General features: G+C 38.6%; 21 protein-coding genes. 9 read left to right on the top strand and 12 right to left on the bottom strand.

The window, feature by feature from the left end; translation table 11 throughout:
- Positions 1-558 precede the first annotated feature (558 nt).
- Entirely contained in the window at positions 559-2,718 is a 2,160-nt protein-coding gene (locus tag FFJ24_RS09685) for an FUSC family membrane protein (protein ID WP_138821309.1), read from the top strand.
- A 207-nt stretch (positions 2,719-2,925) separates the two neighbouring features.
- The gene (locus FFJ24_RS09690) at positions 2,926-3,336 is read left to right on the top strand and encodes an organic hydroperoxide resistance protein (protein ID WP_138821310.1); all 411 of its coding nucleotides are present in this window, start codon (positions 2,926-2,928) and stop codon (positions 3,334-3,336) included.
- A 143-nt stretch (positions 3,337-3,479) separates the two neighbouring features.
- Here FFJ24_RS09690 and bioB read toward each other — a convergent pair whose 3' ends face one another.
- The 6 genes from bioB to FFJ24_RS09720 all read right to left on the bottom strand — a co-directional run bounded on the left by bioB (position 3,480) and on the right by FFJ24_RS09720 (position 8,377).
- Positions 3,480-4,481, bottom strand: a complete 1,002-nt coding sequence (gene bioB / locus FFJ24_RS09695) for a biotin synthase BioB (RefSeq protein ID WP_138821311.1) — start codon at positions 4,479-4,481, stop codon at positions 3,480-3,482.
- Between the two features lie 109 nt (positions 4,482-4,590).
- The gene (mgtE, locus tag FFJ24_RS09700; RefSeq protein WP_138821312.1) at positions 4,591-5,940 is read right to left on the bottom strand and encodes a magnesium transporter; all 1,350 of its coding nucleotides are present in this window, start codon (positions 5,938-5,940) and stop codon (positions 4,591-4,593) included.
- Positions 5,941-6,032: 92 nt separating this feature from the next.
- On the bottom strand, positions 6,033-6,335 hold the full coding sequence (locus FFJ24_RS09705; RefSeq protein ID WP_138821313.1) for a type II toxin-antitoxin system RelE/ParE family toxin: 303 nt from the start codon (positions 6,333-6,335) through the stop codon (positions 6,033-6,035).
- On the bottom strand, positions 6,328-6,579 hold the full coding sequence (locus tag FFJ24_RS09710; RefSeq protein WP_131530263.1) for a type II toxin-antitoxin system ParD family antitoxin: 252 nt from the start codon (positions 6,577-6,579) through the stop codon (positions 6,328-6,330). Before FFJ24_RS09710 ends, FFJ24_RS09705 begins: the two co-directional genes overlap by 8 nt.
- 61 nt (positions 6,580-6,640) lie before the next feature.
- Positions 6,641-7,762: a magnesium/cobalt transporter CorA gene (corA, locus tag FFJ24_RS09715; RefSeq protein WP_168202434.1), complete on the bottom strand. Its 1,122-nt coding sequence runs from the start codon at positions 7,760-7,762 to the stop codon at positions 6,641-6,643.
- 3 nt (positions 7,763-7,765) lie between these two features.
- Positions 7,766-8,377: a WbqC family protein gene (locus FFJ24_RS09720; RefSeq protein WP_121284848.1), complete on the bottom strand. Its 612-nt coding sequence runs from the start codon at positions 8,375-8,377 to the stop codon at positions 7,766-7,768.
- Positions 8,378-8,416: 39 nt separating this feature from the next.
- On the opposite strand from FFJ24_RS09720, the gene FFJ24_RS09725 reads away from it, so the two are divergent.
- The 4 genes from FFJ24_RS09725 to FFJ24_RS09740 all read left to right on the top strand — a co-directional run bounded on the left by FFJ24_RS09725 (position 8,417) and on the right by FFJ24_RS09740 (position 11,805).
- A complete protein-coding gene (locus FFJ24_RS09725; RefSeq protein WP_138821314.1) occupies positions 8,417-9,289 on the top strand; it encodes a lysophospholipid acyltransferase family protein in 873 nt (290 codons plus the stop codon).
- A gap of 5 nt (positions 9,290-9,294) precedes the next feature.
- Complete coding sequence (locus FFJ24_RS09730) at positions 9,295-10,308, top strand: glycosyltransferase family 2 protein (protein WP_138821315.1); 1,014 nt, start codon at positions 9,295-9,297, stop codon at positions 10,306-10,308.
- Between the two features lie 446 nt (positions 10,309-10,754).
- Complete coding sequence (locus tag FFJ24_RS09735; RefSeq protein WP_138819373.1) at positions 10,755-11,279, top strand: helix-turn-helix domain-containing protein; 525 nt, start codon at positions 10,755-10,757, stop codon at positions 11,277-11,279.
- A 7-nt stretch (positions 11,280-11,286) separates the two neighbouring features.
- Positions 11,287-11,805 (top strand): IS630 family transposase, encoded by a 519-nt coding sequence (locus FFJ24_RS09740; RefSeq protein WP_138821316.1) that lies wholly within the window; start codon positions 11,287-11,289, stop codon positions 11,803-11,805.
- A gap of 6 nt (positions 11,806-11,811) precedes the next feature.
- Here the strand turns inward: FFJ24_RS09740 and FFJ24_RS26320 are convergent, their stop codons facing one another.
- Together FFJ24_RS26320 and aroQ are read right to left on the bottom strand one after the other, a co-directional pair.
- Positions 11,812-12,369, bottom strand: coding sequence for a TlpA disulfide reductase family protein (locus tag FFJ24_RS26320; RefSeq protein ID WP_210419494.1), 558 nt, complete (start codon positions 12,367-12,369; stop codon positions 11,812-11,814).
- 11 nt (positions 12,370-12,380) lie between these two features.
- Positions 12,381-12,797, bottom strand: a complete 417-nt coding sequence (gene aroQ / locus FFJ24_RS09750; RefSeq protein ID WP_138821317.1) for a type II 3-dehydroquinate dehydratase — start codon at positions 12,795-12,797, stop codon at positions 12,381-12,383.
- Between the two features lie 49 nt (positions 12,798-12,846).
- Here aroQ and xerD point away from each other — a divergent pair, with 49 nt between their 5' ends.
- Together xerD and map are read left to right on the top strand one after the other, a co-directional pair.
- The gene (gene xerD / locus FFJ24_RS09755) at positions 12,847-13,746 is read left to right on the top strand and encodes a site-specific tyrosine recombinase XerD (RefSeq protein ID WP_138821318.1); all 900 of its coding nucleotides are present in this window, start codon (positions 12,847-12,849) and stop codon (positions 13,744-13,746) included.
- 230 nt (positions 13,747-13,976) lie between these two features.
- On the top strand, positions 13,977-14,777 hold the full coding sequence (gene map / locus FFJ24_RS09760; RefSeq protein ID WP_138821319.1) for a type I methionyl aminopeptidase: 801 nt from the start codon (positions 13,977-13,979) through the stop codon (positions 14,775-14,777).
- Between the two features lie 445 nt (positions 14,778-15,222).
- Here the strand turns inward: map and FFJ24_RS09765 are convergent, their stop codons facing one another.
- Positions 15,223-16,227: a 2-hydroxyacid dehydrogenase gene (locus FFJ24_RS09765; RefSeq protein ID WP_138821320.1), complete on the bottom strand. Its 1,005-nt coding sequence runs from the start codon at positions 16,225-16,227 to the stop codon at positions 15,223-15,225.
- A 56-nt stretch (positions 16,228-16,283) separates the two neighbouring features.
- The gene (locus tag FFJ24_RS09770; RefSeq protein WP_138821321.1) at positions 16,284-19,043 is read right to left on the bottom strand and encodes a glycoside hydrolase family 2 protein; all 2,760 of its coding nucleotides are present in this window, start codon (positions 19,041-19,043) and stop codon (positions 16,284-16,286) included.
- Positions 19,044-19,316: 273 nt separating this feature from the next.
- Here FFJ24_RS09770 and FFJ24_RS09775 point away from each other — a divergent pair, with 273 nt between their 5' ends.
- Positions 19,317-21,959: an outer membrane beta-barrel protein gene (locus tag FFJ24_RS09775; protein WP_138821322.1), complete on the top strand. Its 2,643-nt coding sequence runs from the start codon at positions 19,317-19,319 to the stop codon at positions 21,957-21,959.
- A gap of 430 nt (positions 21,960-22,389) precedes the next feature.
- Here FFJ24_RS09775 and FFJ24_RS09780 read toward each other — a convergent pair whose 3' ends face one another.
- Both FFJ24_RS09780 and FFJ24_RS09785 read right to left on the bottom strand, forming a co-directional pair.
- On the bottom strand, positions 22,390-23,115 hold the full coding sequence (locus FFJ24_RS09780) for a hypothetical protein (protein ID WP_138821323.1): 726 nt from the start codon (positions 23,113-23,115) through the stop codon (positions 22,390-22,392).
- 73 nt (positions 23,116-23,188) lie between these two features.
- Positions 23,189-24,091 carry a DUF4097 family beta strand repeat-containing protein gene (locus FFJ24_RS09785; RefSeq protein ID WP_138821324.1) on the bottom strand — a complete coding sequence of 301 codons (903 nt, stop codon included), beginning with the start codon at positions 24,089-24,091 and terminating at the stop codon, positions 23,189-23,191.
- Between the last annotated feature and the right edge of the window lie 23 nt (positions 24,092-24,114).

Raw genomic sequence — 24,114 nt, forward strand, 5'->3', positions numbered from 1 at the left:
AGGTTTTGCAACTTTTGCGATCCGTGAAAATTTATTTCCAACTCTTCCGTCCGTAAACTTCTTAGTTTTCCATAAGCTCTGTTTGGGCCTGTTCGATTTTCTCATTCTCCAACCTTGCGGTGGTCGTGTATATTCTTACTCAGTTTAACCCTTTCTGAAATTAATCGTTTTCCCTGTAAACTATCCGAAACAATTTCCCTTTCGGTTCTTTATCTCTTTTGGATTGTTTTGTCAGAATTCAAAGTACTTCGTATTTGATATGATCTAATTTAGTAGGAAAACAGCCATTTTGCAAGAGAAAAATAAAGGTTTTTATAAACAAAGTTATCAACTTAAATATACTGGTTATCAACAGCTTAATTCTTATAAATGGGCGTTTCCAGTGTTGATTTATGCTTTTATTGACCTTATTAACAATCCGGGGGTATACACTTATAAACATTCGCTATTATTTTGTTAGTCAGTTATTTAAGTTTTTTCAGCTTAAAAGTTAAAAAAAAGCAAAAAACTTAATTTTAATCACAACAAAAAACTTCGCTATTATGTTATTTTTGTAACATGCAGATCAGGCAACCCATTAGAAATATACAAGACTTTTTACTGAGTACGTATTTTGCCGACGGTCTCCGTATTACTATTGGTGTGCTGCTCCCCTCTTTAATTCTGGCCCAGTTTGGTATGTTAAAGTACGGGATGACCTTGTCGCTTGGCGCATTGTGTGTAAGCGTAGTAGATAGTCCGGGGCCAATGGTACACCGGAGAAATGCGATGCTGGTTACTACAGCTTTAATTTTTACATTCTCCATTCTAACAGGTTTAACCAATAGAAGCCATTATTTTATCGGCTTCCTTTTGGCCGTATCAAGCTTTGTATTTTCGATGTTTTACATTTACGGCATCAGGGCAGCATCAGTAGGTACTGCAGTTTTGCTGATTATGGTGCTGAGCATTGATGATATCAGGCCTTGGCAGGATGTTTTGTTGCATGGGTTAATGGTACTTGCGGGCAGTCTTTGGTATACCGGATTGAGTTATTTTGTATACCGGCTCCGGCCCTTCCGTTTGGTACAGCAATCATTAAGCGATTCTATTTTAGAGGTAGCAGAATTTTTAAGGGAGAAGGCCAAATTTTATCATCAAAACAATAATTACGATAAAACCTATTCTGATTTATTACAACTCCAGGTTTCAGTTCATGAGAAACAGGATGCCGTAAGGGAATTGCTTTTCAGAACACGCGAAATTGTAAGGGATTCTACTCCTGAAGGAAGATTTTTGTTATTGGTATTTGTAGATATGGTCGATCTGTTTGAGCAGGTAATGTCTACTTACTATAATTACCAGCAGTTGCATGATCAGTTTGATAAAGCAGGCATATTATCAGATTATGAAATGGCCATTAAGCGGATTTCGTATGCGCTTGATGATATTTCATTTGCACTGAAAAGTGGCGGAACACCTGTTGTCTCCAAACGTTTGTTAATTGAGATTGAAAGGTTAAAGATCAAAATTAATGATCTGGAAAAGAATAATCAGAATCAGGAGTACAATACCTTAGGTATTATTGCCTTAAAAAATATTGAGGTGAACATTGAGAATATCCTGTCAAGGGTTAAAACTATCTTCAGCTATTTTAAAATCCGAAACAGTAAAGATATCAGACAGGCCGAGGTTGATACAGAGAAATTTATCACCAGACAGAAATTCGACTTTAAACTATTTTCAGAGAATTTAACTTATACTTCCTCCACTTTCAGGCATTCGCTGCGGGTTACCGTGGTGATGCTTCTGGGTTTTATAGTTGCTCAGATACTCAATTTCTCGCATAGCTACTGGATTCTCCTCACCATCCTGGTTATTTCGAAACCGGGCTTTAGTTTAACAAAAGAACGTAATTATCAGCGTTTAATCGGTACCACAGTTGGAGCGTTTATTGGTATGGGGGTAATTACTTACATCCACGATCGAAACACTTTATTCGTGATCCTGTTAATCTGCATGATTGGCTGTTATAGTTTCCAAAGGAAAAATTATGTAGTGAGTGTTCTCTTTATGACACCCTATATCTTAATCCTCTTTGATTTTCTGGGTATGGGATCTATAGCGCTGGCGCGTGAAAGGATTTATGATACTTTTATAGGCTCTGGTATTGCGTTATTGGCCAGTTATTCTTTATTCCCCACCTGGGAGTATGAAAAGCTCAAAGAGGCTATGATCGATATCTTAAAAGCAAATAAGGGTTATTATGAACAGGTGATTAAGTTGTATTTTGAGAAAAATTATAACAGAACGGAATATAAACTGGCAAGGAAAGAAGTGTATGTAAGTACCGCAAATTTGGCTTCGCTTTTTCAAAGAATGTTTTCTGAACCAAAAAGCAAACAGTTGTTTATTAAAGAGGTGCATCAGTTTACAGCGCTGAATCATTTGTTATCCTCTTATGTGGCCACACTTTCCTTATACAATAATGAGCATCAATTTATCTTCGAAAGTTTCGATACCCTAAAACCGATTGCCAATAATACCAATTATTTATTGGATACATCAATTGATAATTTGGAGCTGGGGACCAGTACAATTGATAATGTACCATTAATCAGGTTAAATGATAATGGTTTGGGAATAAAAAAAGGTGAAGATTTAATTCCGGAGCAATTTGATCTGATTCAGAAGGTTGCTTACGATATCTATAAACTATCGGTGAAAATAAAGCTTTAGTTAGAAGAACATCTCGCTAGCGACCACCTAACCACTTGCTGAATTGAAAAACTGCGAAACAATTTCAGATCTTACTGATAGCTACACCGGCAACCAGCTTACATTAATTTTTAATATATCCTTAGCAGTACAATTATACAGTCTTTATGGCTGCTAAAAACAAAGGCAGGTATAATTTGTTAAACTTAATCTAATTAAGAAATTATTATGGAAAAGCTATATACAGCTGAAGTTACAGCTACTGGAGGAAGAGACGGACACATTAAATCAAGTGATGGAATTTTAGATTTAGAGTTGAGAAAACCCAAAGAATTGGGTGGCCAGGGTGGAGCAACAAATCCTGAAGAATTATTTGCAGCAGCATGGGGACCTTGTTATTTAGGTGCTTTAGGCTCTATAGCCGAACGCGAAGGTGTTGATGTTAGCGAAGCTAATGTGAAGGTATTGGTTTCTTTTAATAAGGATGGGAATTCATTTGCACTTTCAGCCGATTTGGATGTGCATATTCCTGGAATCTCTCATGAAGAAGCACAATCCTTAGCAGATAAGGCACATAGGACTTGTCCATACTCGAAAGCAACAAAAGGAAATATTGAAGTAAGGGTAACGGCTGTGTAAAATGAAATTGGAGGTAAGGTCAAATGTCACCATCTGATTCCAAAATAAAAATTAACTTAGTGTCAGACAATAATCTGACACTACGACAGTAACAAAGAAGTCCCGATTTTGGTCGGGACTTCTTTTTGGATTATATTTTCTGGTTAAACAGCTTCTTGTTCAATTCTTGTATTTGCGGGTCTGCCGTTTTTAAAGGCATCACGGGTTTTTAGTCCTAATAGTTCAAACATGGCCATATCATCTACAAAAGCAGGATTTGGCGTAGTTAATAATTTATCGCCCGCGAAAATAGAACTTGCACCCGCCATAAAGCAGAAAGCCTGTTCTAAAGTACTCATCTCATTTCTACCAGCTGATAAACGCACTACCGAATTTGGCATTACAATACGCGCGGTGGCAATCATTCTCACCATATCCCAGATTGGAACACGTGGCTGATTTTCTAAAGGTGTTCCTTTTACCGGAACTAAAGCATTAACCGGAACCGATTCAGGATGTTTTTCCATGTTTGATAAAGTCTGTAACATCGAAACTCGGTCTTCTACCGTTTCACCTAAACCGATAATACCTCCGCTACAAACTGTTAATTTTGCTTTACGTACGTTTTTTATCGTATTTAAACGATCATCGTAAGTTCTGGTTGAAATAATACGTTTATAATCATCTTCCGAAGTATCAATATTGTGGTTATAAGCATATAAACCGGCATCAGCTAAACGCTGCGCCTGATTTTCAGTAAGCATACCCAAGGTACAGCAAACTTCCATATCCATATCATTAACCGCCTTAACCATTTCGATCACACGATCAAAATCGCGGTTATCGCGTACTTCGCGCCAGGCGGCACCCATGCATAGACGTGATGCCCCACCCTCTTTTGCTTTAACTGCGGCACTAACCACCTGACTAACCTGCATCAATGGCTGAACTTCTAATTCGGTATGGTAGCGGGCTGCCTGTGGGCAATATGAACAATCTTCGGCACAACCTCCGGTTTTGATCGAGATTAATGAACTTACCTGAACTTCATTGTAATCTTTATTCTCTCTATGGATACTTGCGGCTTCGTAAACCAGATCTAAAAATGGCCTGTTGTAAATTTCGTATATTTCTTCTTTTGTCCAATCGTGTCTTGTTTCTTGCATTGGGATCAGATTTTGCAAATTTAATTATGTAGTCTTAGTTAAAATTAACAGGCGCTCAATTTAGTTTGCAAGCCTTAACTCTTGGTATGCTAAATCAAATAAGTCCTGATTATAGTAAAAGTTTGCTGGCCAATCCTAAAATTAACAGGAAGCCAAAAACATCGGTAAAAGTAGTAATAATTATAGATGATGCAATGGCAGGATCAATACCTACACGTTTTAAAATAAGTGGAATACCTGCACCAGTGATGCCTGCAATGACCAGATTACCCGTCATAGCCAGGAAGATAACCAAACCGAGCATTGGGTTTCCGTCAAAAAAGAAGGCAAAAATAAATACAATTAAACCGTTAGCTGCTCCATTGATTAAGCCCACTGTAAATTCTTTCAACACAGTTCTATAAGCCTGCTTATCTGTTAAATCATATAGCGAAATACGCCTTACGGTTACTGCAAGCGCCTGTGTGGCAGCATTCCCACCCATCCCGGCAATTATGGTCATATAAGCTGCTAAGGAAGGGATTAATTTAATGGTGGGATCGAAATATCGGACTACTGATGATGCCAGGAAGGCCGTGCCCAGGTTGATGATTAACCATGGTAAACGCGATTTTACCGCCTCTACCCAGTTACCACTTAATTCCTCATCTTCTGATACCCCTGAAATTTTTAAGATATCTTCTGTACTTTCCGCCTCCATTACATCAATCACATCATCGAAAGTTACCCTTCCCAATAATTTCTGATGCTCATCTATTACCGGAATACTGGTTAAATTATATTGAGAAATGAGGTTGGCTACTTCTTCCTGGTCGGTATCAGGATGAACATAAACGGCATCCTCTTTAACCAGTTCGGTTATTTTGGCATTGTGTTTTGCCTTAATAATATCTTTTAACGAAACAATGCCTTTAAAAATTTCCTCGTCATCTACCACATAAATGGTATAAAACTCTTCCATTTCCTCACTTTGGCGGATGATCTCGTCAATTGCATCTTTTTTTGTCAGGTTGATATTTACACAGATCAGTTCTGTGTTCATCAAACCACCAGCGGTTTTTTCGTCGTAGGTTAAAAGGTTACGGATTTCTGAAGCGTGATCTTCTGTAAGGTCTTCCAGAATTTCTTTCTGCTCGTGGTCTTCCAGTTGCGAAATAATATCTGTCGCATCATCATAGTCCAGCTCCTCAACAATTTCCGTACGTTTATCGGGGTGAAGCTCAAAAAGCAAATCCTCCGGGTGGGATTCTTCATCCATTTCCGAAATAATTTCGGAAGCGATCTCTGCCGGAAGAAGGTTTATAATATGCCGCTGTTCGGATTTATCCAAACGTTCGAACAAAATCGCGATTTCTGAAGCATGGTATTCCTCTAAAACTATTTTTAAAGTTTCATCACCAGCTAAAATTGCATTTTTAACCTTAAGTACGTCGCTTTTATCTATTTCGAATGACTGCATCTATAACCTAACCAAAACGCCCTAAAGCTACAAATATTAAAAATTGATTTTTTACAATAATTGATTTTTAATGCTAACCATTTACAGTATAATTAAAGTTCTGACATTTTAGCTCCTAAATCCATCTTAGTATGTAAAATCCTAGCTATTTCGATTTCTCCATTATCAATTATCTGATAGAAAATGATATGTTCACCAGCCCTGAATCCTAATACATTTTGGCCTGTCTCCTTATAATTTCTACTCATTTCAGGTTTCTTTGCAATCTGAATACAAAATCCAATCAGTAGCTTATAATATTTGTCTGCTTGATTTTCAGACCAAACATCATAAGTGTAATCCCAAATTTCACTTAAATCTTCAAGCGCTTTGTTACTAAGAGAGAACCTAGCCATTTTTCCTCTTTTTGGCTTTCAACATTTCAAGATGTTTTTTCGGATCAAAATCCTTAACCATTCCACTATCAATTCCCACCTGAAGTGCTTCTCTTAAAATTTTGATCTTATTTTCTTCATCTTCCAATAATCTTAACCCTGCCCGAATAACTTCACTTGCATTTTTAAATCTTCCTTCGGAAATTCTTTCATCAACAAAATTTTCAAAATGATCTCCTAAAGCCATAGATGTATTTCGTCCCATTGTTTTAATGTTAAAATATTACTAAAGTTACCAAAAAATGGTACATTTTAAAAATAAAGTTTTATTTAAACCATCCTTTACGCCAAAAATAGATCACCTGTAAAACTGCAATCACCGCCATCACAACCCAGGTGTATAAATAACCGTGTTCTGCATACAATTCTGGCATGTTATCTTTCAGTATTTTTCCTGTTGCCGGATCTTCCCTGCTAAAATTCATCCCGTAAATCCCTGCAATAAAGGTTAATGGAATAAATATGGATGAAATAATGGTCAATACTTTCATAATTTCGTTCATCCGGTTACTGATGATTGATAAATTCATATCAATATTGGCAGAGGCGATTTCCTTTAAAGATTCAATGAAATCAATGATCTGGATGCAATGATCATAAGCATCCTTCATATAAGTTTTTGTCAGATCGGATATTAAAGGGCTATCCGTTCGGATAATATCGTTCAATTTATCTCTTTCCGGCCAGGTTACTTTCCTGATGGTGATCAACGATCGTTTAATGGCCTGTGTATCGTACATGATTCTTTTGTCAGGATGATCATATAAGCGGTCTTCAATTGCATCTAATTCTTCGCCCCAAAAATTTAAAAGGCTAAAGTAATTATCTACAATTACATCCATAATGGCGTACATTAAATAACTGCTGCCACCAATGCGGATGTTGCCTTTCCCTATTTCTAAACGTTTCCTTACCGGTTCAAAACAATCTGCATAAGTTTCCTGGAAAGTAATTAGTGTACGTTCAGATAAAATAAAGGAAATCTGATCATTGCAGAGCACATTATCCTCGCCTAAATATAAATGCCTGCTTACTGAAAAAATATACTTATCATTATCATATTCATCCAGTTTAGGTCGCTGATAAGAACTGGTGATATCTTCAAGCACGAGCCTGCTAATGTCCAGTTTAGCATAGAGGGTTTCAAATATATTGGGATCAGCCAAACCTTTGATATCGAACCAGTAATAAAAATCTTTGTTCCCGATCAGTTTATCAATGTCATTTATGTTTTCCAATTCAGTTTTCTTATAACTCTTATCATTATAAGTATGCAATACAATGAGTGGTTTTAATGCATCTTCATCGATGGCGTACAAACCCGGACTGGTGCCAGGCGCTGGAACTTTATAGTGTTTATGACGGTTACGTGGCTTGTTTTTTCCCATACGTTACAAATATAGCCGGGCTTGAGGCCCCTGGTTAAATAACAGATCAACAATACTTAAGTTGGGTAAAAATTGATGTTTATCTTCAAAAACCTGATAATAGGACTTATTGTTTACAATATCTTCCTGTTTTTTAGGATTCATAGCCGAACGGAAATCCAATTCTGGCTTGATGTCATCAAAATACTCGCCCGTTACCTCAAAGCTTTTATTCAATTTTAGCTTTTTGTTCAGCCACTCTAAAAGTTCGAAGTTATAATCGAACAGAAATTCAAATTTGTTGGTATAAAAACGCGATAGTTCATCTTCATAAAATTCAAAATAAGCAGAACTCCGGTAACAGCTTTCTAAACTCAACCAATGCAAACGTTGCCAGTTAAAATCGTAACTGATTCGTACATCCTTCATTTTCGTATGTGTTTTAGCACCTTTAACCACCGGAACGGTAATATCAAGTTTGCCATTTGGCGAATAAATACTCGCTCTGTTACGGTAAGTCTGCTTGGCTAAATGTTCGTGTTTTTCAATTAAAAAATCCTCTCCCAGCTTTTGCAATAAACTAAAATAACCTACTGGCGGAAGATAAAATAATGGAAGTATAGCTGTATTCTGCATTTGAAAATTTATGTTTGTAGCTGAAACGTTTTAAAAATAATGATTAAAAGAGGGATTGCGCATGTTGGCGTATTTTTTTTATACCTGTTATCGCTGCTCCCCATGCCTTTGCTGTTTTTTTTTGCAAGATTACTATATTATCTGCTTTATTACGTAATTGGCTATCGAAAAAAAGTTGTCAGACAGAACTTAACCCAGTCTTTTCCCGAAAAATCTGAGGCTGAAATAAAGACCATAGAGAAAAAATTCTTCCTGTATCTGGCAGAACTTATCTTTGAAATCATCAAAATGACCAGTATTTCGAAAACTGAAACCTTAAAAAGAGTAAAGTTTACGGGGCTGGAACAATTGGAGGATCATTTTAAAAGAGGTGAAAGTGTACTGGCCTGTACGGGCCATTATGGCAATTGGGAATTAGGCACTTTAGCACTTGGCTTGAGTATATCTGCTAAAACCATGGTTATTTTTAAACCCATCAAAAATAAAATTTTCGAAACCTGGTTTGATTGTATGCGGACCAAGTATGGAAACATTTTCATTGCTATGCGGCAAACGCTACGTGGCATGGCCGCTTATAAAAATGAGCCTACACTTTTGTGTTTTGCAAGCGATCAATCTCCAACCAGGGAAGAAACCAAATATTTCACAGATTTTTTAAATCAGCCCACTGCTGCACTTCTAGGTGTAGAAAAAATTGCAAAATCGACCAAAAGACCGATATATTACTTTAAGGTAAGTGTGGTTAAAAAAGGTTATTACCATGTAGAAGTATTGCCCATGTGCCTCGAACCAGCTAAAACGGAAGAATTTGAGATCACGGACATACACTTTAAATTTTTAGAAAACATTATAAAAGAACAGCCTCAATACTGGCTCTGGAGCCATAAGCGCTGGAAATTTAAACCCGAATAAAAAGAATGAACCCATCAGTAGCCGTTGTAATTTTAAACTGGAATGGAAAAGCGTATTTAGAGCAGTTTTTACCGGGGATTTTGCTTTCCGAATATGATAACTTACAAATTGTTGTGGGCGATAACGGCTCAACGGATGATTCAGTTTCATTTTTACAAGAAAACTTCCCAACTGTTAAAATTATTCAAAACGATCAGAACTATGGATTTGCAGGGGGCTACAATAAAGTTTTAGAACGTGTAGAAGCCGATTATTTTATTTTACTCAATTCGGACGTAGAAGTTGTTCCAAACTGGATCAAACCTATCATCAGCCTGATGGAAAGTGATGCACAGATTGCAGTAGCACAGCCCAAAATTAAATGGCAACTAAACAAAAACCAGTTCGAATACGCAGGCGCTGCCGGAGGTTATCTGGATATTTATGCCTTTCCTTTCTGCCGCGGCAGGCTATTTAATGTATATGAGTTTGATAACGGTCAATATAATGAACAAAAAGAGATTTTTTGGGCCAGTGGAGCAGCCTTTTTTATAAAAAGCAAATGCTGGAAAGAAGCCGGAGGCTTAGATGCCGATCTTTTCGCCCACATGGAAGAAATAGACCTCTGCTGGCGCTTAAAAAACCTGAGCTACAAAATTATGTATTGTCCGGATGCTGAAGTGTACCATGTTGGTGGCGGAACACTACAAACTGAAAACCCTTTTAAAACTTACCTCAATTTCAGGAACAACCTGATCATTATGCAAAAAAACCTGCCTGCTGGTGATGCTATTTTCAGGATTACAATCCGCATGTTTATTGATTTTATTGCCTGGTGGCACTTCTTACTTACCGGAAAACCAAAATTCACCATGGCTGTAACTAAAGGACACTGGCATTTCCTAAAATCTTTATCGAAAACCAATAAGAAACGTAAAGCTGTTCAAAAAGATTATATTAAACACACCGGGGTATATAATAATAGCATTGTTTGGGCATTTTTCATCAAGAAAATTAGATATTTTTCGAACTTAAAATAGATACAGCCTCATCATGAGGCTGTATCTCAATTTGAATTTGTCACATTGAGCTTAGCCTGTGCTGAGCTTAACGAAGTATCGAAACGCCTTGTAAGACATTTGAAACAGGTCCTTCGACAAGCTCAGGATGACAATATTTATAAGACAGCCTGCGGAAAAATTAGGATCCTTTTAAAAGATTCCTCGACTACGTTATACACTGCTCGAAATCTGGTCCCTAGGGCAAACTACTTCAAAGATTCGTTGATTGATTTTTCTACCCAGTATACGGTATTGGAGGCCAAACCCAATGTACTAAAGGCGATATAACCTTTTTTATCAACCACAACATGGGTTGGATAACCTTTAACGCCATATTTATTGGCTATATACCTCCCACCATCTACAATGTTATATAAAGTCTAATATATTTTTACAAATAAATAAATAAAATGTAACTTGCTCACATGAGCAAGAACGCATTGACAATAAAGAACTACACTTCAGAAGAACTTAGGTCCTTGTTGCGGAAAGACGAAAAGTTCCAGCAAGCTGTAAGGTTATATGCCTGTTACCAAATCTCTCTGGGTAAGCGCCCCCAAGAATTAGAATCAATTTATGAGACCTCATTCAAATCAATCTGCAACTGGGTAAACCGGTTGAATGAGGGCGGTGTTGAAGCCTTAATCGATAAAGTTAAACCTGGAAGAAACAACCGCCTTGGTACCGATGAATTGCAGTCTATAAAATCTGTATTATTGAATAAGCATCCTGATGATTACGGTTATAATAGTGCCACCTGGACCGGGCCTTTACTGATCGAGTTCATTAAGAAAGAATATCATGTCGAGTATAAAAAAGCGCATATCTATAACATATTAAGAAAGTTGGGTTTAACGTTTCAAAAAGGGAAAGGCATTTACCCCGAAGCAGAAGACAGAGCTGAAAAGGTGGAGGCTTTAAAAAAAACTCCGGGAGTCAAGGGAAGCTGAGGCTGTAATTGTTTTTCAGGATGAGGCGAGTTTGTCAAATACCGCTACCGTATCTTACATGTGGGCAGAAAAAGGCAAACAGCCAAGGATCAATCAAAAGCAGCGGAAAAGAGAGAGAAAGACCTTGTTTGGTTGTATAGAGCCGGAAACGGGAATTGTGGTGACAAGCAAAGCTGACAGAGGCAACACAATCAGTTTTTTCAGTTTCCTGTTGCTGGTCGTAAAAACATATCATGAGCGGAAAGTTGTTATGGTCTTGGATAATGTACCTTATCATCATGCCAAAAGACTCAAACCTATACTGGAGCGCTATAAACACCGAATAGAACTCGTTTATCTTCCACCATATTCTCCCGATTTAAATCCGATTGAAAGAGTTTGGTGGTACATGAGAAAAAAGATCACACATAACCGATATGTACAGAATCTGCAAGACCGAATTACTAACTTCGACTTGTTTATCTGTCAATTTAAAGTCGAAAATGAAATTGGAAAGAACATTGCAAAGTTAATTGTAAATATTTAATGTACTTTATATATAATCAAAGGTTGTCGATTTAAGAAAACTTTTCAGATCATATTTTTCATCCAAAGCAATGGCCAGAAAAACCACATCTTTATTGTCTTTATATTTAGCTACCAGTTCATTTAACTGTGGAATTTCGCTTTTACATGGAGGACAATTTATAAACCAGAAATTAAGTACGAAAATTTTTCCAGTACTATCTCTTAAATCGTATTTATTACCATTCATATCGGTAATTCTTAAGCCATTAAACAGTTCGCCTTCCCTAAAAGAATCGCTAGCTCTTGGTTTTGGAATCTTATCCATATAAGCAGATTTCTGATCAGCCGATAACTCATAAATCAAATATTCAGGCTGACCGCTCTCGGTAACAGTCTTCCGGTTTTTAATGCCATACTTCCCCGTTTGCATCAATTTTTTCCAGGCATTAAACGGATACACCAGACCGTCTTCTCCCCTTACAACCGATTGTTCGTTCAATACATTTTTCTTGATGGAATTTTCTTGCGCATAACCAAAAAGAGCAGTAAATAAAAGAGCTATAAAGATTAGATTTTTGAACATTTTAAGATAATTTAAACCAATAAACTTTCGATTGCCAGGCGGTAACCCTTCATTCCAAACCCGGTTAAAACACCCTGACAGTTTTTTCCGGTCAACGAAACATGGCGGTATTCTTCACGGGCATATATATTCGAAATATGCACTTCAACAACAGGCGTTTTAATGGCAGCAATAGCATCTGCAATGGCCACTGAAGTATGTGTATAACCGCCAGCATTAAGCACTACCCCATCATAACTGAAACCCACTTCATGTAATTTATTAATAATTTCGCCCTCAACATTACTCTGATAATATTCGATTTCGATTGTTGGGTAAGCCGTTTTTAATTCTTTGATATAGTCTTCAATACTGGTGCTCCCGTAAATAGATGGTTCGCGGACGCCTAACAAGTTTAAATTTGGGCCGTTAATAATTTGTATTTTCATAATATAATGTTGTAACGTTGCAATGTTATAAAAAATCTCAAATAAAAGCATGCTTTGGCTATCATATATTAAAGGATTTAAGTCGTACCTGAAGTTAGAGCGGTCGCTATCTGGCAATTCTGTTGATGCCTACCTGAGTGATATTGACAAATTGATCCAGTATTTTCAATCTTTGAATGATGAGCCAAAATTAACTGACATTACCATAACCCATTTAAAATCTTTTATATCATGGCTAAATGAGTTGGGGATGCAAGCAAGTACGCAAGCCAGGGTAATATCGGGGCTAAAGGCTTTCTTCGCGTATTTAATGCTTGAAGATGTGATTTCAAATGATCCAACAACATTATTGGAAGCGCCAAAACTCAGCAGAAAACTACCCGATACTTTGAATATTTATGAGATTAATGAACTTATAGCCGCTATAGACGCTTCAAAACCAGAGGGAATGCGCAATAAAGCTATTATGGAGGTTTTGTATGGCTGCGGGTTACGGGTAACCGAATTAACCGAATTAAGAATATCAAATCTGTTCCCGCAGATCGAATTTATTAAAGTAATTGGAAAGGGAAATAAAGAGCGTTTGGTACCCATTGGAGGTATAGCCCTAAAACTACTCGATATTTACATTAACGAAGTTAGGGTGCATGCAAATATTAAAAAAGGGCATGAAGATTTTATTTTCCTAAACCGATTTGGCGCTAAGCTTTCACGGATTTCTATTTTTAACCTGATTAAAAGTCTCGCCATGGCCGTCGGATTAAAAAAAACAATCAGTCCACACACTTTAAGGCATTCGTTTGCAACTCATTTAATTGAGGGCGGTGCAGATTTGCGTGCGGTTCAGGAGATGCTGGGCCATTCGAGCATTACCACCACAGAAATTTATACGCACATTGATAGAGATTATTTAAGAGAGGTAATTACGCAGTTTCATCCGAGGGCTTAGGTGTTGATGGCTAGGGTGCATAAGTAATACAGACAATTTTCAGTGCATCCTTAGCATTATTTTTAACCATACAGGAGGTCAATGTGGAAGGTTTAGAAAGTGTAAGTTTTTTACCGTACACAGAGACAGGAAACAGCGCACCAAGCGTTGATATAAGATGATTTCATTCTTTTTACATCACAATCTTTTCGCGTTTTTTCCTTTTAGCTTCTTTTACTAAATTTGCGGCAATGATTTTATATAAAACCAATGAAGAAGTAGAACTGATGCAGATCAGTGCCCTACTGGTGAGCAATACCCTTGCAGAAGTAGCTAAAATATTAAAGCCAGGTATTAGCACCCTCGAAATTGATAAACTAGCCAACGAATTTATACTTGATAATGGCGCAGTCCCCTCCTTTTACAATTATAATGGCTTTCCTTTTCATATTATTACCTCCGTAAACGATGTGGTTGTACATGGCTTCCCGAATAAAGATGAACTGAAAGATGGCGATATTATCTCTGTAGATGTAGGGACCATAAAAAATGGTTTTCATGGCGATCATGCTTATACTTTTATCATAGGTGAAGTATCGGCAGCGGTATTGAACCTGGTAAAAACAACTAAAGAGTCACTTTTTCTCGGGATTAAAGAAGCTGTTGTGGGCAAACGCATAGGTGATATTGGTGCAGCCATCCAAAACCATAACGAAAAACAGGGTTATGGCGTAGTGAGAGACCTGGTAGGCCATGGTTTAGGTAAAGATATGCACGAAGATCCGCAGGTGCCAAATTATGGGAGGAAAGGCAATGGTTTACTCTTAAGAGAAAACCTGGTGATGGCCATAGAACCAATGATCAATATGGGTAAAAAAGATGTTTTTCTGGATGAAGACGGCTGGACAATCAGAACAGCGGATGGAAGCCCTTCTGTGCATTTTGAACATGATGTTTGCGTCAAAAAAGGGGAAGCACTTATCCTTTCTGATTATGCCCCTATTGAGGCTGCAGAAAAGCAGAACAGTAACCTCAACACTTCATATTATTAGATAGGTAATAACCAGCGCATGGAGATTTTGTGGTGATTAACCTCTCCCTAAAACTCCATGCGTTCTGAAATAAAACAGTATTAACCTCAGTTTGATTAATAATATAGCTTTTGAAACGTACTGCCGATTTTAGGCTTAGCGTCGTAATGAAAGTAAAATCTAGCAGTTAAGGCCAGAATTTTATTTCGTTTCCCGTCATTCTCGCGCAGGCGGGAATCTTAAAGCGCGATACAATAGCATTAGAATTCCAAATTAAATCGGGAATAACGACGTATCAAAATATAATTTGCTTAATGAGCCAGCCTAAATTTTTTTGATACAGGCTCATGACTATCGCATTAGATAAGGGAGCTTAAAAATTCAATCATTACGATAAATACTAATCAAACTGGCGTTATTAATCAGTGTAGAACAGTTCTATCTTCTGGCATTAAGACGTAGTTAGTTACACCAATATTGCATCTGAAACTATCTCTTCAGCACTGTGTTCAAAGAGTATCTTAACCGTTTTCAGGGTAGAATCCGCAATTTCTGTTAAGGCCTCTTGCGTAAAAAAAGCCTGGTGCCCGGTAAGCAAGACATTCGGAAAGCTGATTAGTCGCTGAATATCATCATCTCCAATAATACTCCCGGAAAGGTCTTTAAAAAAGAGTTGTTCTTCCTGCTCATATACATCAATTCCCAGTGCTGCAAGCTGACCTGTTTTTAGTGCTTCAATCACTTCACGTGTATTAATCAATCCACCTCTGCTTGTATTGATGAGCGTAACACCTTTTTTCATCGTCATTAAGCTGTTCGATCCGATCAGGTAATGGTTCTCTGCCGTAAGCGGGCAATGCAGCGAAATAATATCGGCTTCTTTTATCACTTCATGAAAAGGCAAATATTTTACCCCTTCACTTTGCAATGCTGTATTCACAAAAGGATCAAAAGCCAGCACCTTACAACCAAAACCAAGCATAATTTTACAGAAAGCAGCACCGATTTTCCCTGTGCCGATTACTCCTGCTGTTTTGCCAGAAAGATTGAAACCCATTAAACCAGAAAGCGAAAAATTCTGTTCACGCACACGGTTATAGGCCTTATGGGTTTTACGGTTTAAGGTAAGCAACATAGCTACAGCATGTTCTGCAACAGCTTGTGGCGAATAAGCCGGAACACGGCAAACGCGAATACCATATTGTTTGGCCGCACTCAGATCTACATTGTTAAAGCCTGCACACCGCAAAGCAATAATTTTCACTCCTTTTTGTGCCAGTGTAGCGATAACATCAGCAGTTAGTTTATCGTTTACAAATACACACACTACATCGGTACCTAATTTTATCGCGTCGGCAATATGAGGGCCGAGATGGGTTTCCCAAAACTCCAGTTCAAAATCATACTGTTTATTACAGCTTTCAAAAAAATCACGGTCGTAAGGCTTCGCAGAAAAAAACACAATCTTCATATCGTTAAAAATACGGATTAAACAGGATTTTCATGTGCTGTTTTAACTTATGAGGCTTAATGTTTATTCCCAAAATCAAATAGTAGCGTGCCCTTGAAAGTTTTTCCATCCGTTTTGTTCTTCTGGCTTTGAGGCCCCAATAATAAAGCAGACTGAAACTTGGTGCCAATGGCACTTATCCCTTTCAAAAAACCGATACTCCCTTCTGGAAAGGCGGGCTCTACATTGTTATTGCTCAGTGCGGCAGCTTCGCGGGCAGGTTTGTACATTTGCAGATAGGTGTCCTCATCGGGTATATAAACGGTAAACCGTGCTTCCTTATTTTCTACAGTTACCCAGTTCACTTCGGCATGATAGCCTTTAAACTCAGGGTAACCCCAGGTTTCGCCGGTAATCGAATTATTGTAATCTTTATGCCAAACCCCAAACTGCTGCCCTTTTAACCTGTTTTTCCAAACCCGGTACGGTCCTCGGCCTAGGTATTTCATTCCGGTAATTTTATCTTCAGGGTAATTAAAGGTAATGCCCATAAAATCAGCATCGCCTTGCTGCGTAAACTGGTATTCAAGTTTAACCAATTTTCCGGTTTCAAATGTCCACTTTGCATGCAAACCGCCGGCACCCTGGTAATCAGATTCAACAATATACTTTGCCCCTTCTGCTTTATGGCTAAATTTTTTCAATTCGGTATTTATACCAGCCAATACCGGGCCTTTGGATAGAGAAATAACCGTATTGCCTTTAACAACCTGCTCCAGATAACCCGATGTCTTTTCAAAATAATAGCTAATATCGCCCTGTTTAATCAGCAGCAACTGATCCTTTTCTTCAGCTATTACTGCTGAACCGGAGCCAGTCGCACCCTGCTGCGCTACAATTAAACGGGCGGTTTTTATGGGCCAGCTCCAGGTAAATATTTCTTTCTGATCAGCACTATAAGCGGTTAAATATAAGGCGTCACTTTGTGCAAACGATTTTGGCAAAGCCAGATCAAGTGTACCTTTTGCGCCAGGCTTAAGTTTGGTAGTTGTTGTACCGCTGGCATTTATAATAGCCTTTGTTCCTTTTGTATTTGCCGATGGAAAACTAACCAGTTTCCATTTAAATGTACATTTATCCAGATCGGTAAAATTGAAGCGGTTCTCTACAGCGATTTTACCTTTAAAATTACCATCAATTTTGGGCAGGTCGATAAAAACAGGAGACCATATCTCTTTTATAGCATAAAAACTACCTTCTTTCTCGCGATGTGGGCCAACAATTCCATCAGGTGCATGGTTGCCATCGCCATCGTAAATGCCCTTTTTATCTGTCCGGATTACGTTTTCATCCACCAACGCCCAGATAAAACCACCGGCACCATGCGGGTGAATCAGCATTTGGTTCCAGAAATCGTCTAAAGCTGCGCCGGCACCACCATCATACAGCGCATGCATAAACTCAGTAGGGAAGAAAACTTCCTTGCCGGTGGCTGCAGCCTTCACCATATAATTATAATCGGGGTAATGTTTGGTATCGGTTCCGTTAAATTTCTCCCAGGGATGTATTACCGTACGTTTCTGCGGATCATATAAGGCGTAGTCATTGTCGAGATCGGTATTAAAGCCGCCCTCGTTGCCATTGGCCCAAAAAATAATAGATGGATGGTTTACATCCCTGATGACCAGTTCTTTTACAAGCCTGTGCCCTACAGTATTATCGTATTTTGCCTGCCAGCCGGTTAATTCATTAATTACGTATAAACCTAACGAATCGCAAATGTCCAAAAATTCTGCGTCGGGCGGATAATGCGACATGCGGACAGCGTTCATGTTCATTTCTTTCATTAGCCTCACATCCATTAAATGTACCCCGCGACTTAATGTGCGCCCGCTTTCGGGCCAAAAGCTGTGACGGTTAACACCTTTTAAAATCATTTTCGCTCCATTAACATAAAAACCATCGCCATTACGCAGTTCAAGGGTACGAAAACCGAATTTTTGTTTTATTTGATGCACGATCTTCTGTTTATTTTTGATCCGCACCACCACCTGATATAAGTTAGGTGATTCGCTGCTCCACAATAGAGGATTGGAGAATGCAGCCTTCAGGGTTTGTACATCGTTCACTGCATTCGCTTTCATCGCAAATGTTTTACCCACATTCTCGCCATTTAATTTTTTCACTTGGGCTTCAAGCATATCATCAGCAGACAGATTTTGTCCGTAAACATCAAGCTGAAAGCTCCCGTCTGCACTCGCATTAACGGCCACCCTTTCTATAAATTTGTTGGGAACCGTTTCCAGGTAAACTGGTCTGAAAATGCCGCCAAAAATCCAGAAATCACTCGTTCTTTCAGCTTTGTTAATCGATGCATTTGCGGATACTTTATCAACTGTAACTTCCAGTAAATTTTTGTTTTCGGGTTTTAACAGTGCTGTAATATCGTATTTAAAACGATAAAATCCGCCCTGGTGCACATCACCTGCCAGTTTTCCATTAATACTGACCTTGGTATCGGTCATCGCGCCTTCAAAAACCAGGAATACTTTTTTCCCGGTCATTTTCCCGATCTTAAATTCATGACGATACATACCCTGTTCGCTGGCTTTAACTTTATCATGCCCATAGTTGTAACTCCCAAAACCCTGTAATTCCCAGTTAGAGGGCACAGGTATTTTAGTCCATATACCACTTTTTCGACCAGCGGTACAATAAAAGTCCCATTGGATGGTCTGGTCTTTATCTCTTCCGGAAAGATAGGTTTTGGTTGTTTCCTGCGAAAAGCTGGCAGAAGAAACCAACAGCAACAATAGTGGTATTAATCTTTTAATCATGATCTATTTGGCATTAGTATTAACAAGCTGATTCACAAGATAACAGAATTTGCACTCAGATGAGACAAGATAACCAGCATTTTACATCTTAACATCTGCCTAAACTTGAAGGCAACCTTTAAATCAGTAAAACTCCACTTTAAATGCCATCCCCCAACTAACCTAAATCTGCCATTCTGCCTGAGCAAAAGCATTCAAAATCAGTAACATGTTGATTACGCTGAACAGGATTAGCATCCTGTGCCGTATTTTTATGCCACACACAAATAATTCATGAGGCTATTTACTAAAACGTTTTTCATACTCCTGTTCTTTGCAGGTATTTTCACAAACAGTTACGCACAAAATTATATCGTAAAGGGTTTTGTGTTAGATACTGCAGGTTTGTCGCTACCCGGTGCAGTGGTAAGGATTAAATCGGGAAATGATAGCATTGGCACTTCGGCCAATCCCGATGGGGCCTTTATTTTGAGTAAAATCAAGTCCAGGCAATTTACTTTATCAGCCGCCTTTATTGGCTACGATACTTTTATTAAACAATACGTAATAGAAAAAGGTGCGCTTCTGAATATTACCGACATTAAACTTAAGCCTTCTTCGAACACGCTTGATGGTGTGGTAATCTCAGGGGTTCCACCGGTAAAAGTAACCGAAGATACGGTGAGTTTTAACGCGAAAGCTTTTCCGGTAAGAGATGGTGATGCAGTAGATGAGGTGCTGAAAAAATTGCCCGGCATCAAGGTAGATAAAGATGGTAATGTAACCAGTCAGGGAGCACCTGTAACCAAAATTCGCGTTAACGGAAAAGATTTTTTTGGAACCGATGTAGCCACAGCGATTAAGAACCTGCCTGCTGATATCATCAAAAACCTGCAGTTTATCGACGATTACGGCGATCAGGCAAAACTGACCGGCATAAAAACCGGAGAGCCAGAAAAGGTACTGAACCTGACAATTGAAGAAGATAAAAAGAAAGGATATTTTGCCCGTGCATCAGCAGGGGTCGGCAATTCAGACCGTTACAATACCAGCATCAGGGGAAACAGCATGAAGGGGGAAAGACAAATTTCTTTTGACGGAACGTCAGCCAATGCCAATATGCGTGGTGGCGGTGGTGACGGCATCAATACCAGAAATGCCCTGGGTATTAATTATAAAAACGAGTTCAGCACCAAACTTTCTGCCGATGCGGCTTATAATTTTAATAATAATAAGAACAATACCATTAGCACTACCTATACACAGAGTGTTTTACAGGATGCAGGTCAAAATCCCATCAACCGGCTCGAAAATGCGAACAGTATTAGCAGAAGCAATAATAACAATCACTGGTTTGGAGGCAATCTGGAATACAAAATTGATACGATGAATTACCTGAAGATTTCGCCAAATTTCTCTTATAGCAACAATAGCGGAAATAGTGCGGGAGGCTCGGAGATCACCGAGGATACGCTCGCCACCAACAGGCAGAGTACAAACTTTAATACTTCTAAAAATATTAATGCTCATACCAATTTCTTTTTTAACCACAAATTTGAGAAAAAGGGCCGCAACATTACTTCATGGGGAAGCATTAACTATACAAATGGAGAAAATTATAAGGATCTGTTTAATAAGTATATCAATACACATAACAATGCGGTAGATTCTGTTTTACAGAACCAGTTGAACAACCAGGATAACCGAAATTTCGGATTAAATGCTGGTGTATCATACATGGAGCCGATCTGGAAAAAAACTTTTCTGGAGGTAAACTATAACTGGAACCGTTCATCGACAAATAACTCTCGTGATGCTTATGATGTGGCAGGCGGCAATCAGGTATTTAATCCCAACCTGAGCAATATTTACGACTATCAGTTTATTACCAATAAAGTTGGCTTAAATTACCGTTACATTGGGGAGAAACTCAACTATACCCTTGGACTTAATATACAACCAGCCATATTACGTGGAGAGAACCTGAGCAACAACATCCAAACGGTTAACCGTACCTTTAATTTCATTCCTTCGGGCCGTTTTTCTTATAAATTTTCTAACCAGGAATCATTCGATATCAATTATTGGGGGCGGAACAACCAACCTGGCTTTTTGCAGCTGCAGCCGATATCAGATAATTCGAACCTGCAGAATGTAGTTACAGGAAATCCGAACCTGAAGCCCGAATTTGTACAAAGTGTTAATGCACATTATAAACAAGCCGATTGGAACGCAGGGAAAGTGATTCAGGCAAATTTTAAGTATGAGCGTACAAACGACAGGATTGTAACTACTAAACAGCGTGTGCCGGGAACGGTTAACCAGCTTACCAGCTACATCAATGCAGATGGTTATTATACCCTTCAGGGCGATTATAACATCAGTAAACCACTCTCTGCAGAACGGAAATTTACAATTGGCTATTCAGGTTCAGGTCAGCTGAACAATAACATTACTTTTACAGACGATAGCCGGATTGAAGCGCAAAACTTATCGTGGCGCCAGGAACTGGAGTTTCGGGTAGATTTAAAAGATATTGTCAACTTTCAGGTAGAAACCTCTTACTCACAAAACCTCACCAATTATTCGAGCGATAGTTTTGCTGACCGCCAATCGAACCGCTTTGAGTGTGGTATAGAAGGCCGTAATTATTTTTTCAAAGATTTAACGCTCGGCTACGATTTCAGCAAACAGATAAACTCCGGTTTTGATAACGGTGCGGTACGCAATCCAACGCTCCTGCGCTTATCAATGGAATACAAATTTATGAAAAATGATATGGCAGCCATCCGCGTGGAAGGATTCGATCTGTTTGATCAGAACTCGGGTATCTCGAGGGATGTGTTCGACAATGTGATTGTTGACAGGCAGGCGAACCGTTTGGGCCGGTATTTTATGCTTTCGCTGATTTATCGTGTGCGTAAGTTTGGTGGATAAGCAGAGTTTTCTATCTACCAAATTGTGAATGACGATTCTCACAGATTTTCTCCGCTATGGGTCGAGATGATGTAACAAGGGATGACAAATTTAGCTGAGAATTTAGAATAAGATTATCCGTGTTTTCTATGAATCTGTGGCTAAAAACAAATGGAGAAATCTACGAGCTATATCTAAATCACAGATCTCTCCACCGCGGTCGAGATGACGGAACGAGAGATTACTACTTACAATTCCCTTAATGACCTTAACTACATAATGATAAAAAAACTACCGGATGCTCCTCCATTAAAATTTCACTCATAGATCTCTCCGATGCGGTAGAGATGACGAAACGAGCTAAAGAGATGACGGAGCGAGCTAAAGTAAACTTACCGCTTATCGCCAAACGCTAACCGCCTCGCCATCATCCATCCTACATCTTCCATCCCTACTGTTTTCTCAAATAAATATTACCGTACGATGAACTTAAATCATAACTCGGACCGACACCTGGCGCTGCCGTTAAAGAAGTAAAGAAATTTTCCTCTTTCATTTCTGTCGGTTTAAGCACCATATCGGTATAAATCTTTCCATAACGGTTGGTGAGTTTAATTTTACCGATGGCACTTTGGCTGATACTGGCATCAATCCCACCATACCTTGCATCAACTTTTATAGGTCCCTTAAAATCCTTAATCTCTACGATTCCATAAACAGAACTTACCTCAGTGCTAATCCCTGCCGGAAGTTTGATGTTTATCGTAATTTCAATATCCTTAGTTTGGTAGGTTGATATTTTGGTGCCGCCTTTTTCTCTGATGTAAGCATCCAGATCAGCTTTCGAGTTTAAACGCGTTTTAATGCCATTTTCTTTTACATAATAAGCCTCTGGAATTTTATCCATATCGAGTTTGTTTTTGATGGTAATGGTTCCATCGGCACTACTTTCCTCAAGGGTAAAAGCCGAGTCGTTTTTACCATCATTGATCTTAACCGCAGCTTCAATACCAATTTCATTTTTATCCCAGCTCGAAATATGCACAACCTTGGGATAATCGAAATGGAAAGCTACTACTTCACCCTTTTTTAGGGGATAAGATTTATTAATTTTGGTTTGCGAAAGGGCAATACCCGGCACCATGGCCATAAAAAGCCAATATATTATTGTTTTCATAAAAAATGCTTTATTGCCTTTGCCTCAGATAAGCGGCTTTAGGCAGATGAAAAGAGAAACCTAAAGAGAGCGATTATTTCTCTCTCAGGTATACATTTTTGTAACGTGAAGTTAAGATCAGATCAGCACCACCTCCATTAATCTTGCCTTTGATGTTTTCAGAACTATGGCCACCGGTAGTGTATCCAAAAGCAGCTGCATCGCCATTTACCGTTGTTATCGTACTTACTGTTTGACCTGTGCGTACTGTAGTTACCTGACCAGCATTCTCGCTCCCACCCACCGAAGTAAAGCCATTGCGCTCTGCTTTTTCAGTTTTTTCGATCGCAATTTTTAACCCTTCTGCGGCGTAAAGTTTGCCATAACTCGTGCCCAGTTCTACGTTTGCCTTTGTATTGGCAGGAAGCGATACATCTACATAACCGTATACCGAAACAATAGATACTGGACCTTTAATGGCTTCTGTAAAAATAGCATCTACCGAACCGTAAAGTGTTTTAACATTCATCGGACCACTGTTGTTTTCGAGTTTGATTTTGTTGTAGCTGGTAGAAACCTCTATTTCGCTTTTCAGATTTTTCAGGATGATTTCGTTCTGGTACACACTGCTTTTGTTGGTAAAAACAATCTTGATATTCTGAGGTACTTTGATGGTCAATATGCCTTTTATCTCTCTGTTCACTGCGTTTACATTGATTTCTGCTCCCTTTTCAGAAACATCTATACCCAAACCTGTATTATCGGTAAAGCCCGATCCGCTGATGGCACGCAGGCCTTTTGCACGCTCATCTACCTCTTCCTTTTCTCCTTTAGGGATCGAAAATATAATTTCATTCCCGCTATAACCTTCTATTATGGCGCCTGGAATATTCAGGTTGAGCTGCCCTGAGTTTTTGTTTAATTTGTATTCTTTCTGTGCCGATGCGGATACAGCGATGGCGAGCAAAGAAAAAAGAACGATAAATTGCTTTTTCATAATTTTATTGTTGTTTACTTTTT

This window comes from Pedobacter sp. KBS0701, assembly GCF_005938645.2.
Taxonomy (GTDB): Bacteria; Bacteroidota; Bacteroidia; order Sphingobacteriales; family Sphingobacteriaceae; genus Pedobacter.